This window comes from Pseudomonas sp. S11P7 (genome assembly GCF_023195435.1).
GTDB classification, from domain to species: Bacteria; Pseudomonadota; Gammaproteobacteria; order Pseudomonadales; family Pseudomonadaceae; genus Aquipseudomonas; species Aquipseudomonas fluorescens_G.
This window is the reverse complement of sequence record NZ_JALPKS020000002.1, coordinates 122,652-147,482: the sequence shown is the minus strand read 5'-3', so window position 1 is coordinate 147,482 and position 24,831 is coordinate 122,652. Positions and strand designations below refer to the sequence as shown.

Below are 24,831 nucleotides of genomic sequence, written 5' to 3'. Positions count from 1 at the left end.
CCGCAGGGCTCCGGACGAATGGTGAATCAGACGAAGGAGTCGTCGTCATCGAAGAATGACGAATTGTCACTGCTGTAATCGGCGTCGCTGAAACCGCCCTGGTCATTGCCCGAGTAACCGTTGTCCGCCACGCGCTGCTCATCGCCCCAGCCGTTGTTGCTCTGGTCGGCGACCTGCGCCGGCTCTTCCTTGATCACCTCAACGATTTCTTCCGGTTGCTGGTTGTGATGAAACAGGCTGCTGATGCCCTGCGCGAGCATCACGCCGCCGGCCACACCGGCGGCGGTTTTCAGCGCGCCACCGAGGAAGCTGTTGCCTGCCGCAGGCGCAGCTTGTTGCGCATAGTTGGGCGGCGCTGCGCCGAAGTTCTGTTGTGGCGCTGGTGCCTGGAAGCTCTGCTGCGGCGCCGGTTCGCGCCAGCCACCCGTGGATGCCGGGGCGGGATTTTGCGTCGGCGCCGGGCGCGAACTGCCGCCGCCAAAGATGCTCGACAGAAAGCCACCGCCAGCGCTCGCTGCCGGGGCGGCACCTTGCGCCTTGGCTGACTGCAACTCGGCCTGCAAGCGCTGCACCTGCTGAGTCAGTTGCTGGTTCTGTTCGTTGAGGCTCTTGAGCGCCGCCTCTTGCACCAGAATCGCCTGGGTCATGAAATAGCCTGCCGCCGGCTGGCGCGTCAGGTGTTCCTTGATCCGCGCCTCGGCCTGGGCGTCACGCGGGGCTGCCTCCGTTTCGGCCTGTTGCAGCCGGGAAAACAGTCCATCGATCAGGGTTTGCTCTTCGCTGTTCATGGCGACCTCGTAGATTGCCGGTAATAACATGCCCTCGCCCACTCTGGGCGTGGTGCCCTCCTGTAATGGAGACAGTGACAAAACGTTTCAATGACCTTTACCGAATGTTTACGTTTGTGTCGCCCCGCGTTGCATCGGTTAAAGTGAGCCACTGTTTTCGACCTGCGATACCGACTGATGAATGCCCTCGAAGTACTGCGCGACTCTTTGTATTTTTTCAAACGCCATCTGGGCAGCATCGTGCAGTTGTGCCTGCCGCTGGTGATCGTCGAAGCTTTCTTGCAGCAGGCGGTCGATCACGCCAGCGGGCCGGACACCTTCGCCGGGGTCAGCATCATCGTCGGTCTGCTGGTTTACCCGTTGTACACCGCGGCACTGATCCTGTTTCTCGATGCCCGCAGCCGTGGCGAGTCGCCGCGCAACCGCGACCTGCTGGCGATGGCGGCGACCCTGTGGCCGCGCTTCGCCCTGCTGACCGCACTCAACACCTTGCTGATTCTGCTTGGCCTGTCGTTGTACTTCCTGCCGGGCCTGATGCTGATGGTCATGCTCGCGTTCGGCGAGTATCTGCTGGTGCTGCGCGGTCTGGGCCCGTTGCAGGCGATGAAGGAAAGCCTGCGCCTGACGCGTGGGCATTTCTGGCGAATCCTGCTGTGCATTCTTTGCGTGATGACCCCGCTGTGGCTGCTCAAAGGCGCAACGCTGGCGGTTTATCCCGAGCCGCAAAATCCGCTGATCGCGGTGCTGATCGACAGCGCTCACAGCTTCCTGCAACTGTTCACCAGTGTCGTCCTGTTCCGCCTGTTCATGCTGATCAGCGAATTGCCTGACAAGCGTGACGGAACGATCTGACCGCGCAGCGCTTGGGCTTCGCGCCGCCCGTCAGGTATGCTCGGGGCCACTTTCTGTAACGCTATAAGCCGAGCCATGACCCGTCTACTGCGCTACTCGTTGTTGTTCGTTGTACTGGCCATCGTGGTGACAGGCGCGCTGATCTTCAGCCTGACCTGGCGCCCCGACGCCCGAGAAACCCTGCCGGTCAGTTGCACCGCAACGGCCCCGACACTGGTGCCGGGCCAGGCGCTGAAGGTCATGACCTGGAACGTGCAATACCTGGCCGGCAAGCGTTATGTGTTCTGGAACGACCTGGCCCAAGGCAAAGACGAAGCACCGACTGCCGAAGACATGGCGTTCAGCCTCGATGAAGTGGCGCGGGTGATCCGCGATGAGCAGCCCGACGTGGTGCTGCTGCAGGAACTCGACGACGGCGCCAAGGCCAGCGACTACCAGAACCAGCTCAAACTGTTGCAGGAACGGGTCGCCGATCTGTATCCGTGCAGCGTCAGCGCGTTCGACTGGAAAGCCGACTTCGTCCCCGAGCCGCAGATTTTCGGCAGTGTTGGCCGGCAATTGGCGACCCTCAGCCGCTATCGCATCGAACACGCCGAACGCCTGCAGTTGCCGGTCGCCGACGCGAATCTCATCAGCCGCCAGTTCCAGCCCAGGGATGCCTTGCTGGCCAGCAAACTGCCGCTGAGCGATGGCGGGCAATTGACCGTCTTCAATACCCATCTGGAACACGCCAGCCAACCGGACGCGACCTTGCAGGCGCAAGTGAGCGCGGTGGCCAAGGTGCTCGACAAGTACGAAAGCCAGGGCTTGCCGTGGCTGATTGGCGGCGACTTCAATCTGCTGCCGCTGGGCCAGTACCGGCGCCTCCCAACCGAGCAGCGCACGCCCTACTCGGCCGACAGCGAGTTGCATCTGCTGTGGGACAAGTACCCGATGATTCCCACCAACAATGAAGCTGGCGGCATCGACCGCGCCAAGTGGCTGACCCATTATCCCAACGATCCCGGCCTGAACGGCCCGGACCGTACCGTCGACTACCTGTTCTACAGCCCGAAGATCAAACGGCTCGAAGCGCGGGTGCGCCAGGACGATACGTTGCGCATTTCCGATCATTTGCCGGTGATCGCGCGCTTTCTGTTACCCGCCGCGCCTTAGCCGCCACCGCGCGACCGCTGTAGTCGAAGGCCCCGAATTCACGACATGGAAAGCCATGAAAATCTTATTGGTATGCAAGGACATTGGCGGTTATGCGCGCAAGCTGGCAGATCATTTACGGGCCGAGAACGCTGTGTGCTTCATCGATACGGCGTTGATGGCCGATGCGTTCAACCGGGCGCCGAAAATTCTGCGCCGCCCGCTCAGACGCTGGGCCAAATTACGCCAGTTCAAAAAGGCAGTAGAGGCACACGGGCCGTTTGACGTTGCCCTCGTTATCAACCCGGCACAAATAGACCCAGAGCATTTGGCTATCGGCCTGAACGCATCCTCGCGCAAGATCGCCTACCTCTATGACAGTTTCAGCCGATGGCCGATGACCCGGGAACAACTTGCCGGGTACGACGAGGTGTTCTCGTTCGATCCGCAGAACGCGCAGCAATACGGCCTGAAAAAACTGCACAATTTCATTTACGACGACTACGACGCGGACGCTGACGACGGCGACTACAGCGCCTTCGTGGTCATGGCTGGCAAAGACCGCGTTCCGGCGCTTGAAGGCCTCGCGCGGGCGTTTGATCGGCTTGGCGTCAGCGACTACAAGTTTCTGGTGCAGTGCAAACCGATCCCGGGCGCGCACCCGGGGATCACGTTTTTCGAGCAACGTCTGCCACTGGATACGGTCGGTGCGCTGGTCAAGCGCTCGCGGATCATTCTCGACATCGCCAAACCAGGTCAGGCCGGGTTGAGCTTCCGTTTTTTCGAAGCCATGGCCGCGCGCAAGAAGGTCATCACCACCAACCCCGGCGTGGTCGACTATGACTTCTACAACCCGGCGAACATTCTGGTGATCGACGAGGCCGATCCACAGATTCCGCAAAGCTTCATCAGCGAGCCGTATGTCGATGTGCCCGAGCACGTCTACCGCAAGTACACGTTGCAGGGCTGGGTCGAGACGGTTTTTGCATCGGGCTGAAAGTTTCTTTGCCCTGTGTGGGAGCGAGCCTGCTCGCGAAAGCGTCCTGTCTGTCAGCGCACCCACCATATGACAAAAGTCTTCGCGAGCAGGCTCGCTCCCACAGGTACGGTGTGTCATTCGGCTCGGTGCACTTCTTCCAGATCATCGTGCAGCAGGCCGAAGATCTGCCGCTTCATGTCGATGAACGAGCGCTCCATGACCATGTCCAGCGAGCGCGGGCGATCGATCGGTACGTCGAGAATCTGTTTGATCCGCCCGGGTTTCGCGCCCATGACATAGACGCGGTCGCCGAGCAGGATCGCTTCGTCGATATCGTGGGTGACGAACAGCACGGTTTTCTTGCTGTGGCCCCAGACCCGCAGCAACAGCTGCTGCATCTGCAAACGCGTCTGGCTGTCGAGCGCGCCGAAGGGTTCGTCCATCAGCAGGATCTGCGGGTCGTTGGCCAGCGCCCGGGCGATCGCCACCCGCTGCATCATCCCGCCCGACAGCTGTTTGGCGTAGTTGTCGGCGAATCCGCTCAGCCCCACTTCATTGACGTAGTAGTCGACGATTTCCTTGCGCCGCGCCGCCGGCATGCCGCGACGCTTGAGGCCGAACTCGACGTTCTGGCGCACGGTCAGCCACGGAAACAGCGTGTAGCTCTGAAAGACCATGCCGCGATCAGCCCCAGGCCCCTGCACTTGCTGGCCGCCGACGTAGATCTCGCCGGAGGTCGGCTCGGCCAGGCCCGCGGTCAGGTACAACAGGCTCGATTTGCCGCAACCCGACGGCCCGACCAGCACGGCGAACTGCTGGTCCGGCACGTCGAACGAGACTGCTTCCAGCGCGGTGAAGATACCGCCGTCAGGCTTTTCATAGCGCAGGCTGACCTTGTCGACCTGCAACCTTGGAGCCGCTTGCGCGGTGGCCGCAACGGGTTCGATGAAACGATGATTGGCAGCAGTCACTGAGCCCATGCGGCAACCCTCAAACGGAGAAAGCGAAACAGTTGATCGGTAACCAGCCCGAGCAGGCCGATGATCGCGATGGCGAGGAAAATCACATCGACCTGAAAACCGCGCATGGCTTTCAGGCTCAGATAACCCAGACCGCTGGACGCGGCGACCAGCTCAGCCACGACCAGATAGGTCCAGGCCCAGCCCATGGTGACGCGCAAGGTGTCGAGCACGCCCGGCACCGAGGCCGGTGCGATCACATGCAATACCGCGTCGCGGCGGCTCGAGCCCAAGGTGTACGAGGCGTTGATCAGGTCTTTGGAAATGCCTTTCGAGACGTCAGCGATCATCACCAGTTGCTGAAAGAACACGCCGAAAATGATCACCGACACGCGCTGCTCCAGACCGATGCCGATCCACAAAATGAACAACGGCACGAACGAGGTCACAGGCAAATAGCGAATGAAATTCACCAGCGGTTCGAGAAACGCCTGAACGATGCGAAAGCTGCCCATCAGCAAGCCCAGCGGCACTGCCACCAGCGATGACAGGATAAAACCGACCATCACCACTTCGACGCTGGCCCAGACATGCTGGCCCAGGGTGCCGTCGCGGCTCAGGCGTACGGCGGCTTCGACTACCGCTCCGGGTGTCGGCAGAAACATGCCCGGCACGATGCCGCCGTAGGACAACCCGGCCCACAGGCCGACCAACAAGACCCAGGCCAGGCCGCTGGCGCTCCACACCAATTGCACCGGCAAGGCGGTTTTTGGCGTCAGGCAGCGGCTCAGCCATGATTTGCGCTTGAACATGACAGCACTCCTAGCGCGGGCTGACGAAGCGGTTGTCGATCAGGTCGTCGTTGCTGACGTTGTAGGGTTTGCCCTGCAATTCACTGGCAGTCTCGTTGGCCAGTTTGATCAGCGCCGCGCTATCGCCCGGTTGGCCCGGCGCGCCGAACAATTGCTCACTCATGGCCTGATCGTAGAACCGCACGCCTTGCGCGGCGGCGGCCAGTTCCTTTGGATCGGAGAGGTAACCGCCAACGCCTTTGGCCATGATCCTGTAGGCGTCTTCGGGATGATCCTTGGTGTACTGCACCGCTTTGTACAAACCGGCGACCAACGCCTTGACGTCGTCCGGCTGTTTCTCGATCACCGTGCAGTTGAGCGCCACCACATCGACGATCACCCCGGGCGTGCTGCTGCTGTCGATCAACACCTTGCCCTGCTGCTTGTTACGCACCATCGACAGGTGCGGCTCCCAGGTCACCGCAGCCGGCACGCGACCGGCGATGAACGCGGTGGCGGCGTCGTCGGCGGTCATGTTCTGCACGGTGATGTCGCTCATGCTCATGCCGTTTTTCTTCAGCAGATACGACAGCCAGAATTGCGAAGTCGAGCCTTCGTTGACCGCCACGGACTTACCCTTGAGTTCCTGCAAGCTGTTGACGTCCTTGCCAACCAGCACGCCGTCGCCGCCGTGACTGTCGTCCAATGCCGCGACCGCCTTGAAGCAGAACTGCGGACGGTACTTGAGCACTTCATCGATGGTCGAGGCCGAGCCGGACAGTTGCCCGGACGCTTGCGCGGCCATGTACATCGAAGCCTCTTCGACCACCGGCAGCTCGACGCTCAAGCCGTTTTCCTTGAAGTAGCCGAGGTCCCGCGCCAGATACAGCGTGCCGTAACCGACCCACGTGGTGTGGCCGATCGACAGCGTGCCGGCCTGCGCGCCGCTCGCGACTGAAGCCGCGAGGGCGGTGATTGCCAAAGGATGAGAAAGACGAATACACAAGGACTTGATCATGGAGCACTCCCGACGCTGTTGATTTAGTTTTGTCATGGGCAGTACGCGCGCCGGCCGTTGGGCAGTGGCTGCCATTGGTCTCTGACGGACACTTGGGCGGGCAACTTCGGTCGGGCAAGATCGATGGTGGCCCATGTGCGCGGTGAGGAAAATCAGGAAATTGTTGGCTGCAAATGATGAAAAAACTGGGTAGTGCGCACTGCTAAAGGGCGGGGATGGCGGGGATGCGCAAGGTGGGTGCAGATCGGGAATTTTCAGTGCTGGCTGGATTGTCTTGGCTGGCAGGCCAGCTCCCACAAGAGTCTGCGTCGCACCCATTTGGTGTGAACACCACTGAAACCTGTGGGAGCTGGCTTGCCAGCGATGGCGGTGGGTCAGTCAGATTTCTCCAACTGACACAGCGCTTTCGCGAGCAAGCTCGCTCCCACAGTGGCCCATGTAATACCGAATATCCCTGTGCGAGCCTGCTCGCGAACGGGGCGGACGCGGTGTCAGCGCAATTGAAACCAAGTGGTTTTCAGTTGGGTGTATTTGTCGAACGAATGCAGCGACAGGTCGCGGCCGAAACCCGACTGTTTGCCGCCGCCGAACGGCACGGTCACATCCAGCGCATCGACGGTGTTGACCGACACCGTGCCCGCGCGCAATTGCCGTGCGACGCGATGCGCCCGATTGAGGTCATCGGTCCACAGCGACGCGGCGAGTGCATAGTCGCTGTCGTTGGCCAGCCGAATCGCCTCGGCCTCGTCATCGAACGGCAACACCGCCAGCACCGGGCCGAAGACCTCCTCGCGAAACAGCGGCATGTCGGCCGTGACTCCGGTGAAAATCGTTGGCTCAATGAAATTGTCCGAGCCGTTGATCCGCCGCTGCCGGCCGCCACACACCCGCGTCGCCCCCGCCTGCTCGGCATCGCCAATGCTGCGCAGGATGCTGGCGGTCTGCCGATCGTCGACAATCGCGCCGGCACGGCTCTGCGGGTCGAGCGGATCACCCGGCAGCCATTGCTCGGCCTGGGCCTTGAGGCGCGCGACGAACTCGTCATGAATCGAGCGTTGCACCAGCAACCGCGAGTTGGCCGAGCACACTTCGCCCTGATTGAAGAAGATGCCGAAGGCGGCTTTCTCCGCCGCCAGATCCAGATCCTGACAATCGGCGAATACCAGATTGGCACTCTTGCCACCGCACTCCAGCCACACCTGCTTGAGGTTCGATTGTGCAGCGTACTGCATGAAATATTTGCCGACCTGCGTCGAACCGGTGAACACCAGGCAATCGACATCATTGTGCAAACCCAAGGCCTTGCCGGCCTGCTCGCCAAGCCCCGGCAGCACGTTGAGCACACCTGGCGGCAACCCCGCTTCCAGCGCCAGTGCGGCCAGGCGCAACGCCGAAAACGGTGACTGCTCGGCCGGTTTGAGAATCACCGAGTTACCCGCCGCCAGCGCCGGCGCCAGCTTCCACGCGGCCATGTCCAACGGGAAATTCCACGGCACCACGGCCGCCACCACGCCGAGCGCTTCGCGGGTGATGGTCGCCAGCACGTTGGGCGCACTCGGGGCGATCTGGTCGTACAGTTTGTCGAGGCTTTCGGCGTACCAGCGAAACACGCCGGCGGCGCCCGGCACGTCGATGTTGTAGGCGTCCATCACCGGTTTGCCCATGTTCAGCGAGTCGAGCAGGGCCAGTTCTTCACGGTGCTCAAGCAGCAGATCGGCCAGGCGCAGCAACACCTGCTTGCGCTCCGTCGGCGGCCGTTGCGACCAGACGCCGGCGTTGAACACCTGCCGCGCATTGCGCACCGCCGCGTCGACATCCGCCTCGCCACAGGCGGCGACATGGGCCAGACACTCACCGGTCGCCGGGTTGATCGCAGCAAACGTCTGCCCCGACCGGGCCGGGCAAGGTCGGCCGTCGATCACGGCCTGATCGGGAAATTTCAATGCAACGGCGCGGCGCTGCCACTGTGCGAGTTCGAACACGACGCAGACTCCTTGAGCGGGATTTGCCTCGATGGTCGCGCAGGCCCGCGCGGGCTAAAACCAGTAAAAATATCTTCGCAGGCAATAAAAACGCTGGGCAATCACTTCGCCCAAATGAACCGCGAGCGGCTATGGTTGAAGCACAAGAACATCGTCGCGCAACGGACGTGGCGGCGCACAAATTGCTTGGAAGTCGAGTCCGCTCGTTCAGAGGTTTGTTGTGGCCGCTTACAATCTGCGTCAGTTGAAATACTTCATCACCACCGTCGAATGCGGCAGCGTTGCCGAGGCTTCGCGCAAGCTGTACATCGCCCAGCCGGCGATTTCCACCGCCATCAAGGCACTGGAAGACAGCTTCGCCGTACAACTGCTGATCCGCCATCACGCGCAAGGGGTTTCCCTCACGCCGAGTGGCGCACGCTTTCTGCGCAAGGCTCAGGAACTGCTGCGCATGGCCAAGGAGTTCGAACAGAACGCCCTCGCCGACAACGACATAGTCGCCGGGCAGATCGACATCGGCTGTTTCGAAACGGTGGCGCCGCTGTACCTGCCGCAACTGATCGCCGGGTTCTCGGCGCTGTATCCGGGGTGAAAATCCGCATCCGCGACGGCGAGCAACAGGAGCTGGTGCAGGGCCTGACCTCGGGCGCGTTCGATCTGGTGATTCTCTACGAACACGAACTCGACGCGACCATTCAGACCGAACCGCTGATGCCGGCGCAACGGCCCTATGCACTGTTGCCGGCCGATCATCGTTTCGCCCAGTACAAGCAGGTTTCACTGCGCGACCTGTGCCTCGACCCGATGATCCTGCTCGACGTGCAACCGAGCCGCACCTACTTCGTCAGCCTGTTCGAAGAACTCGGCCTGACCCCGCGCATCGAATTCAGCTCGCCGTCGATCGAGATGGTGCGCGGCATGGTCGGTCAGGGTTTCGGCTTCTCGATCCTGGTGACCAGACCCCATTCGGAATGCACCTACGACGGCAAGAAAGTCGCGTGCGTGGACATTGTCGAAGACGTCACCGGTTCAGGTCTGGTCGCCGCCTGGCTCAAGCGTGGGCAACTGACCAAACCGGCGCAGTTGTTCGCCGACTATTGCCGCGAACAACTGACCGCGAAGACCGCTCACATTCCGGGCGGAATATAACCGGGGACATACCTGACATTGGTGCACTTGCCATGCAGGATCCGTCCATCTTCGATCAGAAACTGCGCGATCTTCTTTTGCTGGTTGATCTTTGCCTGCAATTTGCAATCGGAACTGTGGCCGACCTGTTGATAGTGTTCGGTGTACACCATGCCATTACCGGTATGGGTCATTGAGGTCCCGGCCGCTTCGGTGGTGGTCCAGCTCGCCGACTTGTACCAGGTCAGCACGGCCAAGGGTTCGCCGTTGGGGCCGATCTCCTTTTGCATTGAATCGGGCGTGCCGAACAGATCCAGTGCCTCCTGCGCATCGCGCCCTTCCCAACGGCTTTGCGCAATGGTCGAACAGCCGGTCAAGAACAATCCCGCCAACAGGGCTGTCAGCAATAAGCGTGTGCAAGTCATGTGAAGTCCCGGCTTATTTTTTCAGTTCGAGGAGGCTGTCGATGTTGTCCATCATCTGGCTCTTTTGCTGAATCGGCGCGAGCTTGAAGAACATCTGCTGGAGCATCTCGATCATCTGCAGGTATTCCATCTTGCCCACGGCAGCCATGTCGTTTTTAGCGCGACTGCCCGGTTCGCAGGCAAACTTCAGCGCCTGCTGAATCCAGAACTCTTTCGGGGTCTGCCATTGATTGGCAACTTTCAGATGACGCATGGTGTAAGCGAGACGCTCGATGGACTGGCCGTTGATAAAACGCACCTTGCCCGTAGAGCACTGGGCTTCGAGGTTGTAGACGTCGATCATCGGTTTGCCCGGTTCTTCGTAGACCAGGGTGACCGCGACCATGGTCGCGCCTTTGGTTTTTTCCGAAGGCACCACCGACGTCGCGTCCGCCACGTACATGATGTTTTTTTGGGCAACGCCGTTGCCGTAAATGATCCACCAGTCGCCAATCGCATTAGGCTCTTCGGCGATTGCCGAACTGGAGGCGGCCAGCAGCGCAGCCGACAAGAAGAACAACTTCTTGAACTTGAAGAAAGATGACATGGGCAGTTCCGTTCCTTGGGCACAAGTTGCAGGCAGCAACACTTGTTATTGTTCAGGCCGCGATTTTGCGAGCCTGCACAAACAAGGGCAATTAGCACGGATGGGCTAATGGCGCGCTGCCATCCCGGTCAAGTGCCCCGAGGTTTTGCCCGCGCCGTGGCTTCGGCGACCAAGGGGTCGTCCGGCCAATAATGTTTCGGATAGCGGCCCTTCAGATCCTTTTTCACCTCGGCATAAGTACTGCGCCAGAAGTTGGCCAGATCCTGAGTGACCTGCACCGGGCGCCGCGCCGGCGACAGCAGATGCAGCTTGACCACTTGCCGCCCGCCGGCAATTCGCGGTGTATCGGCGAGGCCGAACAGCTCTTGCAAGCGCACCGCGAGAATCGGCGGAGACTCGCTGTAATCCAGGCGAATCGACGAGCCCGACGGCACGCTCAAATGGTGCGGCGCCAGCTCGTCGAGCTTTTGCGGCAGCGGCCACGGCAGCAGATTGCGCACGATGCTCGACAGGTCGAGGTTGGCAAAATGGCTGAGTCGCGAGACTTTGCCCAGATACGGCATCAGCCAGTCTTCCAGAGTGTCGAGCAGCGTTGCGTCACTGACATCCGGCCACTGGCTGTCGTCCTGATGATTTAGATCGAGCTGGCGCAGCAGCGCCACCCGTGCCTGCCACTGGCGCAGTTCCGGGGTCCACGGCAACAGCTCGAGACCTTTGCGTCGGACCAGATTGACCAGCGCCTGACTGCGCGCATTTTCATCCAGACCGGTTAGCGGTTCGCGGCTGAGGATCAGCTCGCCGACCTTGCGCTGACGCTCGGCACGCAGCACGCCTTCGCGCTCGTCCCAGTCCAGTTGATCGACAAAGCGCACCTGTTCGGCCAGTACCGAGTCGAACAGCGCCGGATCAAAATCCGCCGCCAGATAAATCCGCTCCTCGCGCTGGCCCTGGCGGCTACCAAGGTCAGCGATGACGATCCACGGCTGTTTCATCAGGCTGTCGGCTTCGGCGAACAGCGCGGCGCGACCATTGGCCAGACGATATTCCGCGCCACCGGCACGCCGTTGCTGGGCGACGCGATCCGGGTAGGCCAACGCCAGCAACCCACCGAGCCAGCGCGGGTGCTCGGGATCGCTGACCGGCGTGCTGGCCTTGCCGCGCAGGTAACTGCGATATTGCCGCGCCAGTTGCCGTGCCCGCTGCACCCCGCCCTGCGCACCACGCGCCGCACGCTCTTCACCCGAAAGCAAGGCCAACCGACTATGCAAATCCGCGCCGGCGCCACGCAAGATATCGCGCTCGCCGAGCAGCGCCGCTACATCGCAGGCCATGTTCGCCAGGCCCAACGCCTGACCGCGCAACAGCAAATGGCCGATCCGCGGATGTGCCGGCAGTTCGGCCATGGCCTGACCGTGCGAGGTCAGCGCCTCGCCTTCCAGCGCACCGAGGCGCTGCAACAGATCCTGCGCCTGGGCATACGCCGCCGCAGGTGGCACATCCAGCCACACCAGTTCATTCGGTGTTACGCCCCAGCGGCCCAGTTGCAGGGCGAGGCTGGCGAGGTCCGCCGAGAGAATTTCGGCACTGCCGTAAGCGGCGAGTTGTTCGTGCTGATCCTGCGACCACAAGCGGTAGCAAACACCCGGCTCGAGTCGCCCGGCGCGGCCGGCACGCTGGGTGGCGCTGGCCTTGGAAATGCGCTGGGTGTCGAGGCGGGTCATGCCGCTGCCGGGATCGAAACGCGGCACCCGCGCCAGCCCGGCATCGATCACCACACGCACGCCATTGATGGTCAGGCTGGTCTCGGCGATGTTGGTTGCCAGCACCACTTTGCGCTGACCGGCCGGCGCCGGGTCGATCGCTGCACGCTGGGCATTGAGGTCAAGTTCGCCGTGCAGCGGGCAGAGCAACACATCGCTGCGCGAGCCGATGGCGTCGGCCAATTGCTGATGCACGCGACGGATTTCCGCCTGCCCCGGCAGGAACACCAGCAGGCTGCCGGTTTCATCGTTGAGCGCTTCGAGCACGGTTTGCGTGACGCGCTGATCGACGTACTCGCCAGGCTGAAACGGCCGGCCCCAGCGCATCGTCACCGGATACATGCGCCCTTCGCTGCGCAGGATCGGCGCGTCATCGAGCAACCCGGCCAGACGCTCGCCTTCGAGCGTGGCCGACATCAGCAGAATCTTCAGCGGCTGTTCAGCGCGAAACAGCTCGCGACCGTTCAGACTCAGGGCCAGCGCCAGATCGGCGTCGAGGCTGCGTTCGTGAAACTCATCGAAAATCAGCAGACCCACGCCTTCCAGCGCCGGGTCATCCTGCAGACGGCGGGTGAGAATGCCTTCGGTGACCACTTCGATGCGCGTCTTCGGGCCGACCTTGCTGTCCAGACGAATGCGGTAACCGACGGTTTCCCCGACCTGCTCGCCCAGCTCGCTGGCCAGACGTTCTGCAGCGGCACGCGCGGCCAGGCGGCGCGGCTCAAGCATCAGAATGGTCTGCCCGGCGAGCCACACTTCATCCAGCAAGGCCAGCGGCACGCGGGTGGTTTTACCGGCGCCGGGCGGCGCTTCGAGCACGGCTTCGTGGCGTGACGCGAGGGCTTCACGCAGGGCGGGTAAAACAACGTCGATCGGCAAAGAAATCATGCTGGCTCCCAAACAGATCGGCGAGTATAACGGCGAACTGTTTGGCGTAGTCTGAACTCAAAACAGTAGCCGTTATTGTTCAGCTCTCAGGAGACATTTCCATGCGCTTACCTTTTCGCCTGATTGGCGGTGTTCTGGTCGCTACCCTGCTCACGCAGATCACTGCGTGCGGGTCGATTTTCTACCCGGACCGTCGCGGCCAGATCGACGGCAAGATCGACCCGGCAATTGCCGCGCTCGATGCTGTCGGCCTGCTGTTCTACATCATCCCCGGGCTGATCGCGTTCGCCGTCGACTTCGCTACCGGCGCGATCTATTTCGAACCGGGCCACACCGCGCAGGTCGATCCGGCCAGGCTCAAGCAAGCCATCGGCGCGGACGGTCAGGTCGACAAGCACAAGTTGCAGGCGATTCTCGAAAGCGAGTTGGGCAGAGACTTCCCACTCGACGACCCGCGCCTGATCCAGCACAAGGGCAGCACCCAGCAACTGGCGATGTTCGGCCTGCAACCTGCGGCATAAAAAGGAAGATCGATGACCTCCAGCCCCGAACACGCCCGCCTGCTGCGGCTGGCGACCCGCGCCTCGGTGGCGGTGGCGTGCACGCTGATCATCGCCAAAGCCATCGCCTGGTGGCTCAGCGGTTCGGTGAGCATGCTCGCCGGCCTCACCGACTCGGCGCTGGATGGCGTCACCTCGATGCTCAATCTGCTCGCGGTGCATTACGCCCTGCGCCCGGCGGATGACGACCACCGTTACGGCCACGGCAAAGCCGAATCGCTGGCGGGCATGGCGCAAGCGTTGTTCATCGGCGGCAGTGCGCTGCTGATCGCGTTTCAGGCCTACGAACGCTTGCAGACGCCGCAGCCACTCGGTGCGCCCTGGCTGAGCATCGGCGTGATCGTGTTCTCGTTGCTGCTGACCGCGGCGTTGCTGATATTGCAACACCGGGTGATCAAGCAGACCGGCTCCAACGCCGTACGCGCCGACTCCCTGCACTATCGCTCGGACATGCTGCTCAACGGCAGCATCCTGCTGGCGCTGGTGCTGGCCGGGTTTGGCTTCGAGCAACTGGATGCGTGGTTCGGCCTGGGCATTGCTGCGTACATCCTGTGGAGCGCGATTCAGATCGCCCGCGAGAGTTTTTCCGTGTTGATGGACGAGGAACTGCCGACCGACGTCAGCCAGCACATGCTCGAACTGGCGTGCAGCGTGCCGGGCGTGCTGGGCGCGCATGACTTGCGCACGCGCATCTCCGGCAACCACTGGTTCGTGCAGTTGCATCTGGAGTTGCCGGGAGAGTTGACGCTGTCAGTCGCTCACGGCATCAGCGATCAAGCCGCCGACGCCATTCACAAGGCCTACCCACGGGCCGAAGTGCTGGTGCACGCAGACCCCGCAAAAGCGCCCACAAGCTATTAGCTTCAAGCTTGTAGCTTGTAGCTTGTAGCTTGTAGCTGCCCCTATCTGACTTGGTAGCCGCGACTGCTCAGGCAGTTGCCCTGGGCCTGGCGGTACGCCTGAACCACTTCAGGCGCCGGTTGGTAGGTCGCGGTGCGCGGGTCGAAGCCGCTTTGCTGCACCGCATATTGGTAGCACTGGTAGCCGTCCTGCTGGACCTGCTCCGGCGATTGGCCGTTGGCCGGGTAGGCTTCGACGTCATAGCCTTGCGCCTGTGGTTGCGGCGGTTGCTGTGCCGGCGGCTCGACCACGACGTAATCTTGCGTCGCTTCCTGATAGGCGTAATAGGAGCCGGCGGCGAGGAACAGCAGCGAGCCGCCGATCCACACTTCGCGGGCATAATCCGGCAAATACTGGATGCGAATCCCGCGCGGCGGCTGCACGACGATGTAGCGTGGGCCTTGCGGGCGATACCAGTAACCACCGGAATAGAAATAATCCTGACCCCGATACGGCACGCGGTAATCGCGATCCGGGAATCGGTCGATCACATGTCCCGGGCGATATTGCGGCCCCGGGCCCCAACCGTTGCCATGCCCGTTCGGACGTCCCGGCCAGCGGTTGTCATTGGGCCGGTTGTCGGTCTGCCATTGCTGATTGTGGTAACCGTTTTGCGGGCGTTCGTCGCGGTAGTAACCCTGACGCGGTTCCTGGGTCTGGCGCACGGTGTCGGGACGCGGCTGGATCGGCAGACTGTTGGCGGGCAGTTGCGGCGGCGGTGGTGGCTGACGCACCGGATTAGGGTTGTACGCCGGGCGGTTCTGGTCGCGATTCTGCCAACCGTGGTCATTGCCGTTGTGCTCGAACTGGCGACTGTTGTCGCCACGAATGATTTCGTTGTTCTGCGGCCGCGCCTGGTTCTGCGGCGCATTGCCCGGCCCGCGTTGATCACCGCCACGACCCTGGCCGTTGCCCTGATGCTGCTGGCCACGACCGTCGCCATCGGGCCCACGATTCTGTGGCTCGTCGGCAAGCGCTTGCGCACTGACACTCACACACAGCAAACCAACACCGGCCAAACGCCAGATGCGCGAATTCATGTTGTTCCTCACTGTGGGGAGCCTGTCATTGGGAGGGCCTGTTGCTAAGACTCGCAACAGGCGCACCGGGTTCTGCGACAGGTTATCAGTCGCGCGACTTATTTATTGAGGCGGCAAGATGAAATCGCCAGCAAGAAAAAAGGGAGACCCGTCGGCCTCCCTTTTAGAGAACTGCGTCCTGGCTCGACGCTTTTGACGTCGGCTCACCTCACGCCGTCTTCTGGACAGTGTGCAGCTCGGGGGCCGACACAACCCCGGTGGGGGTGGCGGCCGCGGCGGGCCGGATTGGGCGGGCCGCGTGGACTGTGTTACCGAGCAGTGATTCTGGTGATAAGAATAGGCCGGACACCGCGACAGAGGATTGCGAAGATTGCTCAAATAAACACCACTTGCGCAATTTTTAACCCTGGATAGATAATCCGCCGCAATAGTTACAGCCAAGGACAGATTGATGAGCAAACTCGACCGTTACGACCTGAGCATTTTGGCGGAATTGCAACGCGACGCCCGCATCTCCAACCAGGAACTGGCCGAGCGCATCGGTCTGTCGCCCTCGCCTTGCTCGCGTCGGGTCAAGCAACTGGAAGACGACGGCTACATCTCGCGCCAGGTTGCGCTGCTCGATCGCAAGATGCTCGGGCTGAGCCTGACGGCCTATGTGCTGATCGGCATGGACCGGCACACACCGGAGCGTTTCGAGAATTTCGAAGCGGCGATTCGCACGTTGCCGCAAGTGCTGGAGTGCAGTCTGGTGACGGGCGTGGATGCGGATTACCAGTTGAAGGTGGTGGTGCCGGATATGGATCACTATCAGAAGTTGCTGTTGGGGCATTTGACCCGCATCGAGGGGGTTACAAGTGTTCGGTCGAGTTTTGTGCTGAATCAGGTTTTGAACAGTACTGAATTGCCGCTGACTCATTTGCGCAGTTGATCAAAAGCTACCCTCATCGGAACGCCGCCCGCCCAGCCCTCTCCCGGAGGGAGAGGGAGCCGACCGAGGGTTGCTCAAGATGTACGCCGACCTAGACGTTCTGCTGTGAATCCATAATCGACTCGATATTTCAGGTCGATGTATGACGCCAGACACCTCGGTCAGTCCCCTCTCCCTCCGGGAGAGGGCCAGGGTGAGGGCAACAGTTCCAGATCAGACCCAGATCAATGCCACCCCGCACACCTTGGCGTATACTCGCCGCGCCCTTTTTGCCCCATGCGCGCCGGAGAAACCCAATGGATCCAGCACTGTTAGAAGAATGGATGATGACCGGCCTGGTCAGCATCCTGATCATTTTCATGGGTTTCATCGTCTGGGATCTGGCGAAGAAGTCCAAGGCCGGGCGCTTTGGCTCGTTCATTCTGTTTTTCGTGCTGGGCCTGGGCGTGGCCGCGTTCATCATCAAGAGTGTGGTGATCGGCCTGATCGAATCCGGCGCCCTATAAGCGCGCCGGCACTTCTTTCCACTGGCCCTGATCGAGCCCATCGAGCGTCCAGTCACCAATTCTCACGCGCACCAGACGCAACGTCGGCAAACCGACCGCAGCGGTCATGCGCCGTACCTGACGATTGCGCCCTTCGCGAATCACCAGTTCCAGCCACGAAGTCGGCACGGTCATGCGAAAGCGTACCGGTGGATTGCGCGGCCACAGGTCCGGCTCGTCCAGCTGCCGGGCTTCGGCGGGCAAGGTCACGCCGTCGTTCAACTCGACACCTTCACGCAAACGCTGCAACTGCTCGGCAGTCGGCACGCCTTCGACCTGCACCCAATAAGTCTTCGCCAGTTTGTGTTTCGGATCAGCAATGCGCGCCTGCAACTGGCCATCATTGGTCAGCAGCAACAAACCTTCGCTGTCACGATCCAGGCGTCCGGCCGGGTAAATGCCGGGCACATCGATGTAATCCTTGAGCGTCGCCCGCCCCTCACCGTCGCTGAACTGCGTCAGCACATCGAACGGTTTGTTGAACAGGATCAGTTTCGGCTCGGCCGGTGGTGCCTTGGCAACACGGCGCGGCGAGGACGATTGAGGCTTCACGCCAGGGCGGCGGGAAGGTGGTCGAGTAGGACGGGACATAAGAAGAGAAAACATTTAGCGATCAGGGCTGACAATGCTAGTGCCCCGACCACCAAATGACCACGACTAAGCGTTAACGGAACGGCGGCTCGTCGAAGCTGCGCAGTTTGCGCGAGTGCAGCGAGTTGAGTTCGGTGCGCAGCAGATCCACCGCTTCGATGCCGATCTTCAAGTGCTGGCTGACCGCGCGCTCATAGAAGGCGTTGGCCGAACCCGGCAGCTTGATTTCGCTGTGCAGCGGTTTGTCCGAGACGCAGAGCAACGTGCCGTACGGCACCCGCAACCGGTAACCCTGCGCGGCGATGGTGCCGCTTTCCATGTCCACGGCAACCGCGCGGGACAGGTTGATCAACGGCCGTTCCTGGGCCCAGCGCAGTTCCCAGTTGCGGTCGTCGTAGGTCAGCACGGTGCCGGTGCGCAGGCGTTTTTTCAGGTCGTCGCCTTTCTCGCCGGTGACGTTCGCTGCTGCCTGCTGCAGCGCCAACTGCACTTCGGCCAGTGCCGGGATCGGGATATTCGGCGGCACCACGCGGTCGAGAATGCCGTCGCGACGCATATACGCGTGGGCCAGCACGTAATCGCCGATGGTCTGCGACTGACGCAGGCCGCCGCAGTGGCCGATCATCAGCCAGCAATGCGGACGCAGCACGGCGAGGTGGTCGGTGATGTTCTTGGCGTTGGACGGGCCGACGCCGATGTTGACCAGCGTCACGCCGTGGCCATCGTTGGCAATCAGGTGATAGGCCGGCATCTGGTAACGGTGCCAGACCACACCGGCGGCGATGGCCGAGGCTTCGCCGTGGTCCATGCCCTTCTCGATGATCACGTTGCCCGGCAGAACCATGCGCACGAAACGCGGATCGTTGCGCAGTTGCTCCAGGCCATGAACGATGAACTGGTCAACGTAGCGGTGATAGTTGGTCAGCAGGATCCACGGCTGCACATGGCGCCAGTCACTGCCGGTGTAATGCACCAGACGGCGCAGCGAGAAATCCACGCGCGCGGCGTCGAACAGCGCCAGCGGCAGCGGATCGGTGTTTTCCCAATCGTAGAGACCGTCGGCGATGCCATCGGTGGCCGCGGACAGGTCGGTACTCGGAAACACCCGCGCCAGTACCGCAGCGGTAACGCCGGAACCGGCCAGCTCATCGCCCTGCTCGACCACGTACGGGTACGGAATGTTCTGCTGGCTGACGCCGACTTCGACGGTCACGGTGAAGTCGTGCATCAACGGCGTCAGCTGTTCGAGCAGGTATTTGCGAAATGCCGCCGGGTGAGTGACGGTGACGCTGTACGTGCCGGGCAACTGCACCTTGGCGTAGGCGCGAGTGGTCTGCGGGACTTCACCCTGGCAGTGATAGGTCAGACGCAGTTCGGGATAACGAAACAGGGCACGCTGTGCGGCGTCGGGTTCGACGCGGTCCTTGAGGTAACGCTTGAGCGCCGAATTCAGCGCAGTGGTGGCCCGCTCATGCAGCTCAGCCAGACGATCCACGGCTTGTTCGGCGGTTTGAACGACAATAAACGCTTCGGTCACGATCAGCTTCCTGTGTTCTGACTTGCAGAGCTTCATCTTGCCTGCATCGTCGCGTCACGGGAACAGTGGCGTTGTGGGTGCAGCCAATTCTTTCAGGCGAAGCGAATCCCTGTGGGAGCTGGCTTGCCAGCGATGAGGCCGTCACATTCAACATCGATGTTGACTGACAGACCGCCATCGCTGGCAAGCCAGCTCCCACAGGGTTTTGTGGTGTCGGCAAAATTGAGGTCAGAAAAGCTGCGGAGTCGAGCGCGCGACGATCGCCTCGACATCCAGCCCACGCGGCAACGCGCCGTAGGCTCGGCCGCCGCTGCCCAAACGGCTGGCAATGAACGCATCGCTGACCGCCGAGTTTCCGGCCTCAAGCAACAATTTCGCCTGCAAACCGAGGGCGATATCTTCGGTCAACTGCCGCGCCCGATACTGAATGTCACTGGTGTCCTTGAACTGCGCCTGCAACTGCTGGATATGCGCGGCCAGACGCTGGTCGCCATGGCCATCACCGAGTTCGCTGAACAACACATCCAGCACACCCGGCTCTTTCGACAACGCGCGCAACACGTCGAGGCACTGCACGTTGCCAGAGCCTTCCCACGTCGAATTCACCGGCGCTTCACGGTACAGCCGCGGCAGAATGCTGTCCTCGACATAACCGGCACCGCCCATGCATTCGGCGGCTTCGTTGATCATTCCCGGCGCGCGCTTGCAGATCCAGTATTTGCCCACCGCCGTGACCAGCCGCGCAAACTGCGCTTCGTGGCGATCATCGAGATGATCGAGCGCCTTGCCCATACGCAAACTGAGCGCCAGCGCGGCTTCGCTTTCCAGCGCCAGATCGGCCAACACGTTCTGCATCAACGGCTGTTCGCTGAGCAGCTTGCCGCCAACCCTGCGGTGCGCGCAGTGATGGCTGGCCTGGGTCAGCGCCTGGCGCATCAGCGAGCTGGAACCGACCATGCAATCGAAACGGGTCATCGCCACCATCTCGATGATGGTCGGCACGCCGCGCCCTTCTTCACCGATCATCCACGCCAGCGCGCCACGAAATTCGACTTCGCTGGAGGCGTTGGACTGATTGCCGAGTTTGTTTTTCAGACGCTGGATGTAGAACTGATTGCGCGTGTCGTCCGGGCGATGGCGCGGCAGCAGAAAGCAGCTCAAGCCCTTGTCGGTCTGCGCCAGCGTGAGGAAGGCATCGCACATCGGTGCCGAGCAGAACCACTTGTGCCCGACCAGTTCATACGCCTGGCCCGGGCCGCTGGCGCCGACCGGATAAGCCTTGGTGGTGTTAGCGCGCACATCGGTGCCACCCTGCTTCTCGGTCATCGCCATGCCGATGGTCACGCCGGCCTTGTGCGCCATGCCGACGTTGCGTGGGTCGTATTCGGTAGCGAGGACCTTCGGCAGCCATTGTTCGGCCAGGTCCGGCTGCAAACGCAGGGCCGGCACGCTGGCAAAGGTCATGGTCAACGGGCAACCGCTGCCGGCCTCGGCCTGGCTGTGCAGATAAGTCATCGAAGCGCGCGCGACATGGGCTCCGTCCTGCGGATGAGCCCAAGGTAATGAGGTAAGACCGTGTTCGATCGCACTGCGCATCAACTGGTGATACGCCGGGTGAAACTCCACCAGATCGATGCGATGACCATAGCGGTCATGGCTGGCAAATACCGGTTTGTTCTGGTTGGCCAAGAAGCCAGCCTCCATCAGCGGGCCACCGGCGAGCGCCCCGTAGGCATCGATCCGCGACTCGGCCCAGCCGGCGCCAAACCGGCGCGACCATTCCTGCAACGGCAGGTCGATGCGGTACAGATTGATGCCGTCCAGCGACGGTGGCTGGTTGGTGACTTCGTGGGTTTCGGCGAACTGGTGCAGGTTCATCGCGGCGGCTCCTTGATTCGGCAGAAGGTCAGTTAAGCACCGCCCCCATGCCGATCAAAGTGGCATATCCGCCGAATTTGCGGCGCTTTTACCCTACTCTCAGCACAGCACGCGACGCTCCAGCGCGGACTGCAACTCTTCGAATTTCACCGGTTTGTTCAGGTAATCGACGGCTACGCCGGTGGCGCACAGTTCGCGCTCGGCCTGCAGCGCAAGCAAAAACACCGGCAGGTGCGCGCAGCCTGGCAAGGCCTGAATCTGGCAGCACAGCGAGGCGCCGTCATGGGTCGGCAACTGGCAGTCGATCAGCACGGCGTCGACGCTCTCGCGCTGCAAACAGGCCAGTGCCGCCGCCGCGTTGTCGGCGGTGCGCACGCGAAAGCCGAGCTTGAGCAACATGCCGCGCATCACCAACTGATTGACGCTGTTGTCGTCCACCAGCAACACCGTGCAATCCTGCGGCAAACGAATCCGCTCTTGGGTGAAAGCGAAATCCGGCGCCGGTTCGACCACCGGCAACTCGAACTCGACGTCCAGTTGAAAGCGGCTGCCGCGCCCCGGCTCGGAGCGGTGGGTCAGCTTGCCGCCGAGCAATTCGACCAGTTGCCGACAGATCGCCAGACCTACACCGAGGCCGCCATATTCGCGAGTCATCGAGCCGTCGAGCTGAAAGAAGCGCTGATACATGGTCGCCTCGCCCAGATCGCTAAAGCCGATACCGGTGTCGATCACCGCAAACGACAGCGCCAGACGGTTATCCGTCGAGGGTTTGCCGGTCACGCGCAAGGCCAGACCACCGACGCGAGTGAACTTGATCGCATTGTCCAGCAGGCATTCCAGGCATTGCGCAAGTTTGCTGCTGTCCCCGTGCAGGCGATCCGGCAGGGTCGGCAGCACATCGACCTTGAAGTCCAGCGACTTGCTCGCCGCGTTGCCCTCGAATTGCACGCGCAGTGCCTCGATCACCGCGCGCAGGCTGAAGGAGCCCGAGGACGCCTTGAGCTTGCCCGCCTGCAATTCGGTCAGCGTGAGGATGCCGTTGACCATGCGCATCATGTCGCGTGCGGAACCGGCGGCCGTCTGCTGATATTGCTCGAGTTCCGGGTCCATCTCGACGGTCTGCATCAGTTCCAGCGAACCGATCACACCGTTCATGGGCGTGCGCAGCTCATGCGTCAAGGTGGCGAGGAATTCGTCCTTGAGCTGGTTGCTGTGGGCCAATTGCTGGTTGAGCACTTCGAGTTTCTGCCCGGCGTCGTACAGCGTCTGCGCCTGCTGCTCGCGCATGGCATTGATGCGATCGGCCAGCGCCAGCGACAGCAGCGCCACTTCGATGGCCGAACCGATCTGGCTGGCGTACATGGTCAGGAACACATTCGGCAGCAGACCCAGCACCATCAGCGTATTGACGATGCCGCCGAGGAGGAACGCCGACCAGGCAATGATGAAATAACGCGCCACGCGCAGGCCGCGCCACCAGGCGAGAATCCCCGCGGCGAAAATCACCACGGTGAAGGTCAGCGCCAGTGTCGTCGCCAGACGCAGAGCCAAGGCGTAACTGGTCATCAGCGACAGGCCGATCACCACGGCACTGAAGACGATCAATCCGATCAGCAAGCGATCGAGCCAGCGGCTGTGGGTGTGGGTCTGCAGAAAGCTGCGGGCGAACTGGCTGCCGAACAGGCCGGCGCAGCCGATGAAAAACGGTGTGGCGGCGTTGGCCCACCATGGATTGTTCGGCCAGAAATATTCGACCGCCGCGCCATTCACCGACAACTGATAAAGGCCGAACGAGCCGATATAGAAGATGTAATAGAGGTAACTGGTGTCGCGCACGCTCAGGTAGATGAACAGGTTGTAGACCAGCATCCCCAACAGCACGCCATAAATGATGCCGAGCACGTACAGGCGCACGGGCTGGTCTTCGAGATAAGCGGTGCTCGACCACAACGTTACCGGGGCCTGGATCGAGCCTTCACTGGCCAGTCGCAAGTACAGCGTCTGTTGCTGATCGGGCTTGAACGGCAAGTCGAACAGGTAGTTGTTCTGACGGATCTCGCGGCTGGCGAAGGGCAAGGCATCGCCGGTCTGGCGCACCAGGCGATAGTCACCGGCTGCGTCGGGCAAGTACAAATCGAGATGATCGAGCGGTGGATAGGCCAGCTCCAGCAGCCAGGTGCGCTGGGCGGCGGGGTTGCTCGGACGATAATGCAGGTCGATCTTCAGCCAGAACGCCGAACGCGAATAACCGGCGTTGAGCGTGGCTTTGTCGTGCGCCTTGAACTGGCCGGCGGCAGCCTGTGCGCGGACGTCGGCGAGGCTCGCCTGACCACTCGGGTCTTCGAACACTTGCAGCGACTGGCCCAGCGGCAGGCTTTGGGTGTATTCGTCGAATTCGACAGCGCTCGCCATGAAGGGCAAGCAGAACAGCAACATCAGCAAATAGCGCATTGAAGCCCCAGCGTGGCTCGTCCGGTTGTGTCAGGAAGCCCCCCATTCCCTTTGAGTAGACGTAAAACCGGTATTACCTGTTATTGGTTTGGATCCAGCCTAGCATAGCCGTTGATGGCCATTAAGCACCATCGAAACTTTTCCTACAAAGGCTCTAGAACGGGCGTTTCAGAGCAAAGCTGCGGACTAGAGCTGTTGAGTCGGTCAAGTTGTGACAATGCGCTCGGTTTCTCTGGCCAGGATATCGGCCAGGCGCAACGGCACTGAACCCGCAAATCAGCTTTGGTGGTAAGCTCGCGCACCATGAATATCTACAGCTCCCGCCCCGTTGTCCTCTGTCTCTCCGGCCACGACCCCAGTGGTGGCGCCGGCCTGCAGGCAGATATCGAAGCCCTGCTTGCGCAAGGTTGCCATGCGGCCCCGGCCGTCACCGCCCTGACCGTGCAAGACACGGTCAATGTCACTGACTTTCGCGTCCTCGACCGTGAGTGGGTACTGGCCCAGGCCAATGCTGTGCTCAACGATTCCGAAGTCGCGGCAGTGAAGCTGGGCATGCTCGGTTCGCTGGAAATGGTCGACACCGTTGTCGAACTACTCTCGGCGCACTCGCATTTGCCGGTGGTCTGCGACCCGGTGCTGCGCGCCGGCGGGGGCGGACGCCTGGGCAAGGATGAAGTCGGTTATGCGATGCGCGAGCGGCTGCTGCCGCTGTCGATCATTGCCACGCCCAACCTTCCCGAAGCGCGCATCCTCGCCGAACTGCCTGATGGCACCGCCGACGAGTGCGCTGAAAAACTCCTGCCATTCGTCAAGAACCTGCTGATCACCGGCGGCCATGGCGACGAAACTGAAATCCACAACCGCGTGTACAGCCGCGACGGTCTGCGTGAAACCTTCATTTGCCAGCGTCTGCCGGGCAGCTATCACGGTTCTGGTTGCACCCTGGCCAGCGCCCTCGCCGGTCGCCTGGCCCAGGGCGAACACCTGGCCAGCGCTGTGCGCAGCGCACTGGATTACACTTGGCGCACCCTGCGCGATGCCGAACAACTGGGCAAAGGCCAGTTCGTCCCGCGTCGCCTGCCGCTGGATTTCTGCTCGTAACGTCGTG

21 protein-coding genes and 1 pseudogene are annotated in these 24,831 nt (G+C 61.7%); 9 read left to right on the top strand and 13 right to left on the bottom strand.

Annotated elements, in window-relative coordinates; genetic code table 11:
* Window positions 1-26: 26 nt before the first annotated feature.
* On the bottom strand, window positions 27-788 hold the full coding sequence (locus M0746_RS00735; protein ID WP_258447928.1) for a DUF2076 domain-containing protein: 762 nt from the start codon (window positions 786-788) through the stop codon (window positions 27-29).
* Window positions 789-965: 177 nt separating this feature from the next.
* On the opposite strand from M0746_RS00735, the gene M0746_RS00730 reads away from it, so the two are divergent.
* The 3 genes from M0746_RS00730 to M0746_RS00720 all read left to right on the top strand — a co-directional run bounded on the left by M0746_RS00730 (window position 966) and on the right by M0746_RS00720 (window position 3,771).
* Entirely contained in the window at window positions 966-1,640 is a 675-nt protein-coding gene (locus M0746_RS00730) for a YciC family protein (RefSeq protein ID WP_208939664.1), read from the top strand.
* A gap of 75 nt (window positions 1,641-1,715) precedes the next feature.
* A complete protein-coding gene (locus M0746_RS00725) occupies window positions 1,716-2,795 on the top strand; it encodes an endonuclease/exonuclease/phosphatase family protein (RefSeq protein ID WP_258447927.1) in 1,080 nt (359 codons plus the stop codon).
* Window positions 2,796-2,850: 55 nt separating this feature from the next.
* On the top strand, window positions 2,851-3,771 hold the full coding sequence (locus M0746_RS00720) for a hypothetical protein (RefSeq protein WP_258447926.1): 921 nt from the start codon (window positions 2,851-2,853) through the stop codon (window positions 3,769-3,771).
* A gap of 116 nt (window positions 3,772-3,887) precedes the next feature.
* Here the strand turns inward: M0746_RS00720 and M0746_RS00715 are convergent, their stop codons facing one another.
* The 4 genes from M0746_RS00715 to M0746_RS00700 all read right to left on the bottom strand — a co-directional run bounded on the left by M0746_RS00715 (window position 3,888) and on the right by M0746_RS00700 (window position 8,503).
* Complete coding sequence (locus M0746_RS00715; protein WP_258447925.1) at window positions 3,888-4,733, bottom strand: ABC transporter ATP-binding protein; 846 nt, start codon at window positions 4,731-4,733, stop codon at window positions 3,888-3,890.
* The gene (locus M0746_RS00710) at window positions 4,721-5,524 is read right to left on the bottom strand and encodes an ABC transporter permease (protein ID WP_208939660.1); all 804 of its coding nucleotides are present in this window, start codon (window positions 5,522-5,524) and stop codon (window positions 4,721-4,723) included. The genes M0746_RS00715 and M0746_RS00710 overlap by 13 nt, the downstream gene beginning before the upstream one ends.
* Before the next feature lie 10 nt (window positions 5,525-5,534).
* Entirely contained in the window at window positions 5,535-6,521 is a 987-nt protein-coding gene (locus M0746_RS00705) for an ABC transporter substrate-binding protein (RefSeq protein ID WP_258447924.1), read from the bottom strand.
* A 491-nt stretch (window positions 6,522-7,012) separates the two neighbouring features.
* The gene (locus tag M0746_RS00700; protein WP_258447923.1) at window positions 7,013-8,503 is read right to left on the bottom strand and encodes an aldehyde dehydrogenase; all 1,491 of its coding nucleotides are present in this window, start codon (window positions 8,501-8,503) and stop codon (window positions 7,013-7,015) included.
* 220 nt (window positions 8,504-8,723) lie between these two features.
* Here M0746_RS00700 and M0746_RS00695 point away from each other — a divergent pair.
* Window positions 8,724-9,652, top strand: a pseudogene (locus M0746_RS00695) (LysR family transcriptional regulator).
* On the opposite strand, the gene M0746_RS00690 reads toward M0746_RS00695, so the two are convergent.
* The 3 genes from M0746_RS00690 to hrpB all read right to left on the bottom strand — a co-directional run bounded on the left by M0746_RS00690 (window position 9,631) and on the right by hrpB (window position 13,290).
* Window positions 9,631-10,056, bottom strand: a complete 426-nt coding sequence (locus M0746_RS00690) for a hypothetical protein (RefSeq protein WP_258447922.1) — start codon at window positions 10,054-10,056, stop codon at window positions 9,631-9,633. The pseudogene M0746_RS00695 and the gene M0746_RS00690 overlap by 22 nt on opposite strands.
* A 13-nt stretch (window positions 10,057-10,069) precedes the next feature.
* Entirely contained in the window at window positions 10,070-10,642 is a 573-nt protein-coding gene (locus M0746_RS00685) for a hypothetical protein (protein WP_258447921.1), read from the bottom strand.
* A gap of 128 nt (window positions 10,643-10,770) precedes the next feature.
* A complete protein-coding gene (hrpB, locus tag M0746_RS00680) occupies window positions 10,771-13,290 on the bottom strand; it encodes an ATP-dependent helicase HrpB (RefSeq protein WP_258447920.1) in 2,520 nt (839 codons plus the stop codon).
* Between the two features lie 101 nt (window positions 13,291-13,391).
* Between hrpB and M0746_RS00675 the strand changes: the two genes are divergently transcribed.
* Both M0746_RS00675 and M0746_RS00670 read left to right on the top strand, forming a co-directional pair.
* Window positions 13,392-13,811 (top strand): polyribonucleotide nucleotidyltransferase, encoded by a 420-nt coding sequence (locus tag M0746_RS00675; RefSeq protein WP_258447919.1) that lies wholly within the window; start codon window positions 13,392-13,394, stop codon window positions 13,809-13,811.
* A 12-nt stretch (window positions 13,812-13,823) separates the two neighbouring features.
* A complete protein-coding gene (locus M0746_RS00670; protein ID WP_258447918.1) occupies window positions 13,824-14,711 on the top strand; it encodes a cation diffusion facilitator family transporter in 888 nt (295 codons plus the stop codon).
* A gap of 41 nt (window positions 14,712-14,752) precedes the next feature.
* Here the strand turns inward: M0746_RS00670 and M0746_RS00665 are convergent, their stop codons facing one another.
* Window positions 14,753-15,790, bottom strand: a complete 1,038-nt coding sequence (locus M0746_RS00665) for a DUF6515 family protein (RefSeq protein ID WP_258447917.1) — start codon at window positions 15,788-15,790, stop codon at window positions 14,753-14,755.
* A 451-nt stretch (window positions 15,791-16,241) separates the two neighbouring features.
* Between M0746_RS00665 and M0746_RS00660 the strand changes: the two genes are divergently transcribed.
* Entirely contained in the window at window positions 16,242-16,721 is a 480-nt protein-coding gene (locus tag M0746_RS00660) for an Lrp/AsnC family transcriptional regulator (protein ID WP_007909658.1), read from the top strand.
* Between the two features lie 296 nt (window positions 16,722-17,017).
* A complete protein-coding gene (locus M0746_RS00655; RefSeq protein WP_007909655.1) occupies window positions 17,018-17,227 on the top strand; it encodes a DUF2788 domain-containing protein in 210 nt (69 codons plus the stop codon).
* Here the strand turns inward: M0746_RS00655 and M0746_RS00650 are convergent.
* The 4 genes from M0746_RS00650 to M0746_RS00635 all read right to left on the bottom strand — a co-directional run bounded on the left by M0746_RS00650 (window position 17,222) and on the right by M0746_RS00635 (window position 23,723).
* A complete protein-coding gene (locus M0746_RS00650; RefSeq protein WP_258447916.1) occupies window positions 17,222-17,857 on the bottom strand; it encodes a pseudouridine synthase in 636 nt (211 codons plus the stop codon). The genes M0746_RS00655 and M0746_RS00650 overlap by 6 nt on opposite strands.
* A 73-nt stretch (window positions 17,858-17,930) precedes the next feature.
* A complete protein-coding gene (gene amn / locus M0746_RS00645) occupies window positions 17,931-19,430 on the bottom strand; it encodes an AMP nucleosidase (protein ID WP_208939649.1) in 1,500 nt (499 codons plus the stop codon).
* A gap of 192 nt (window positions 19,431-19,622) precedes the next feature.
* Window positions 19,623-21,272, bottom strand: a complete 1,650-nt coding sequence (locus tag M0746_RS00640) for an acyl-CoA dehydrogenase family protein (protein ID WP_258447915.1) — start codon at window positions 21,270-21,272, stop codon at window positions 19,623-19,625.
* A gap of 99 nt (window positions 21,273-21,371) precedes the next feature.
* Window positions 21,372-23,723, bottom strand: coding sequence for a 7TM diverse intracellular signaling domain-containing protein (locus M0746_RS00635; protein ID WP_258447914.1), 2,352 nt, complete (start codon window positions 23,721-23,723; stop codon window positions 21,372-21,374).
* 303 nt (window positions 23,724-24,026) lie between these two features.
* Between M0746_RS00635 and M0746_RS00630 the strand changes: the two genes are divergently transcribed.
* Complete coding sequence (locus M0746_RS00630; protein WP_258447913.1) at window positions 24,027-24,824, top strand: hydroxymethylpyrimidine/phosphomethylpyrimidine kinase; 798 nt, start codon at window positions 24,027-24,029, stop codon at window positions 24,822-24,824.
* Window positions 24,825-24,831: the final 7 nt, after the last annotated feature.